Source organism: Clostridioides sp. ES-W-0018-02 (assembly GCF_020658175.1).
Taxonomy (GTDB): domain Bacteria; phylum Bacillota; class Clostridia; order Peptostreptococcales; family Peptostreptococcaceae; genus Clostridioides.
Genome location: NZ_JACVVY010000033.1, coordinates 1 through 2,546 on the forward strand (window position 1 = coordinate 1; position 2,546 = coordinate 2,546).

Consider the following 2,546-nt stretch of genomic DNA (forward strand, 5'->3'; position numbering starts at 1 on the left):
AGAAGGTAATAGTCCTGTATGTCAAACGAGAAAACTTCAGATATGATCCAGAGTACCACGGGACACGTGAAACCCTGTGGGAAGCAGGAGGGACCACCCTCCAAGGCTAAATACTACCTAGTGACCGATAGCGTATAGTACCGTGAGGGAAAGGTGAAAAGAACCCCGGGAGGGGAGTGAAATAGAACCTGAAACCCTGCACTTACAAGCTGTGGAAGCACATTTCTTGTGTGACCGCGTACTTTTTGTAGAACGGGCCAACGAGTTACGTTAAGTAGCAAGGTTAAGCACTTAAGGTGTGGAGCCGTAGCGAAAGCGAGTTTTAACTGAGCGTTCAGTTACTTGACGTAGACCCGAAACCGGGCGACCTACCCATGAGCAGGATGAAGCGAAAGTAAAATTTCGTGGAGGTCCGAACCCACGAGCGTTGAAAAGCTCGGGGATGACTTGTGGGTAGCGGTGAAATTCCAATCGAGCCCGGAGATAGCTGGTTCTCCCCGAAATAGCTTTAGGGCTAGCCTCAAGGTGAGAGATACGGAGGTAGAGCACTGAATGTCCTAGGGGGTATTGCACCTACCGAAGACTATCAAACTCCGAATGCCGTCATCTTATACTTGGGAGTCAGACTGTGGGTGATAAGATTCATAGTCGAAAGGGCAACAGCCCAGATCGTCAGCTAAGGTCCCTAAATGTAAGTTAAGTGGTAAAGGATGTGGGATTGCACAGACAACCAGGATGTTGGCTTAGAAGCAGCCACTCATTCAAAGAGTGCGTAATAGCTCACTGGTCGAGTGATCCTGCGCCGAAGATTTCCGGGGCTAAAACTTACTACCGAAGCTACGGCATCAGTAATGATGGGTAGGGGAGCTTCCCATACGGGTTGAAGCATGACCGTAAGGACATGTGGACAGTATGGGAGTGAGAATGTTGGCATGAGTAGCGAGATGTGGGTGAGAATCCCACAGGCCGTAAACCCAAGGTTTCCAGGGGAAGGTTCGTCCGCCCTGGGTTAGTCGGGACCTAAGCTGAGGCCGAAAGGCGTAGGTGATGGACAACAGGTTGATATTCCTGTACTACCGATAACCGTTTGAGAGATGGGATGACACAGTAGGATAAGCTAAGCACACTGTTGGTTATGTGTGCCCAAGCATTGAGGCAGTCAGAGTAGGTAAATCCGCTTTGATAATGCTGGGATGTGATGGGGAGCGAAATTTAGTAGCGAAGTAGCTGATTTCACACTGTCAAGAAAAGTCTCTATCGAGGTTAAAGGTACCCGTACCGCAAACCGACACAGGTGGGTGAGGAGAGTATCCTAAGGCCCGCGAGAGAACTGTTGTTAAGGAACTCGGCAAAATGACCCCGTAACTTAGGGATAAGGGGTGCCACCATACGGTGGCCGCAGAGAATAGGCCCAAGCGACTGTTTACCAAAAACATAGGTTTCTGCTAAGTCGCAAGACGATGTATAGGAGCTGACGCCTGCCCGGTGCTGGAAGGTTAAGGGGATCTGTTAGAGTAATCGAAGCAGTGAACTTAAGCCCCAGTAAACGGCGGCCGTAACTATAACGGTCCTAAGGTAGCGAAATTCCTTGTCGGGTAAGTTCCGACCCGCACGAAAGGCGTAACGATTTGGGCACTGTCTCAACAACAGACTCGGTGAAATTGTAATTCCGGTGAAGATGCCGGATACCTGCGACAGGACGGAAAGACCCCATGGAGCTTTACTGTAGCTTGACATTGGGTCTTGGTACTACATGTACAGGATAGGTGGGAGGCTTTGAAACCAGGACGCCAGTTTTGGCGGAGCCATCCTTGGGATACCACCCTTGTAGTACTGGGACTCTAACCATAGGCCATGAATCTGGTCTTGGGACACTGTCAGGTGGGCAGTTTGACTGGGGCGGTCGCCTCCCAAAAGGTAACGGAGGCGCTCAAAGGTTCTCTCAGTACGGTCGGAAATCGTACGTAGAGTGTAAAGGCAAAAGAGAGCTTGATTGCAAGACATACAGGTCGAGCAAGGATGAAAATCGGACTTAGTGATCCGGTGGTTCTGCGTGGAAGGGCCATCGCTCAACGGATAAAAGCTACCCTGGGGATAACAGGCTTATCTCCCCCAAGAGTCCACATCGACGGGGAGGTTTGGCACCTCGATGTCGGCTCATCACATCCTGGGGCTGTAGTAGGTCCCAAGGGTTGGGCTGTTCGCCCATTAAAGTGGTACGCGAGCTGGGTTCAGAACGTCGTGAGACAGTTCGGTCCCTATCCGTCGCAGGCGTAGGAAATTTGAGGAGACCTGTCCTTAGTACGAGAGGACCGGGATGGACGTACCTCTGGTGTACCAGTTGTTCTGCCAAGGGCATGGCTGGGTAGCTATGTACGGAATGGATAAGCGCTGAAAGCATCTAAGCGCGAAGCCAACTTCAAGATAAGATTTCCCACCGCAAGGGTAAGACCCCAGAAAGACTATCTGGTTGATAGGTCGAAGGTGTAAGTGCAGCAATGTATTTAGCTTATCGATACTAATAGGTCGAGGACTTGACCAATATT

The 2,546-nt window shown here is 50.5% G+C and carries 1 rRNA gene; it reads left to right on the top strand.

The window, feature by feature from the left end:
* Nucleotides 1–2,542, top strand: a 23S ribosomal RNA gene (locus IC219_RS21085); the annotation flags it as partial.
* Nucleotides 2,543–2,546: the final 4 nt, after the last annotated feature.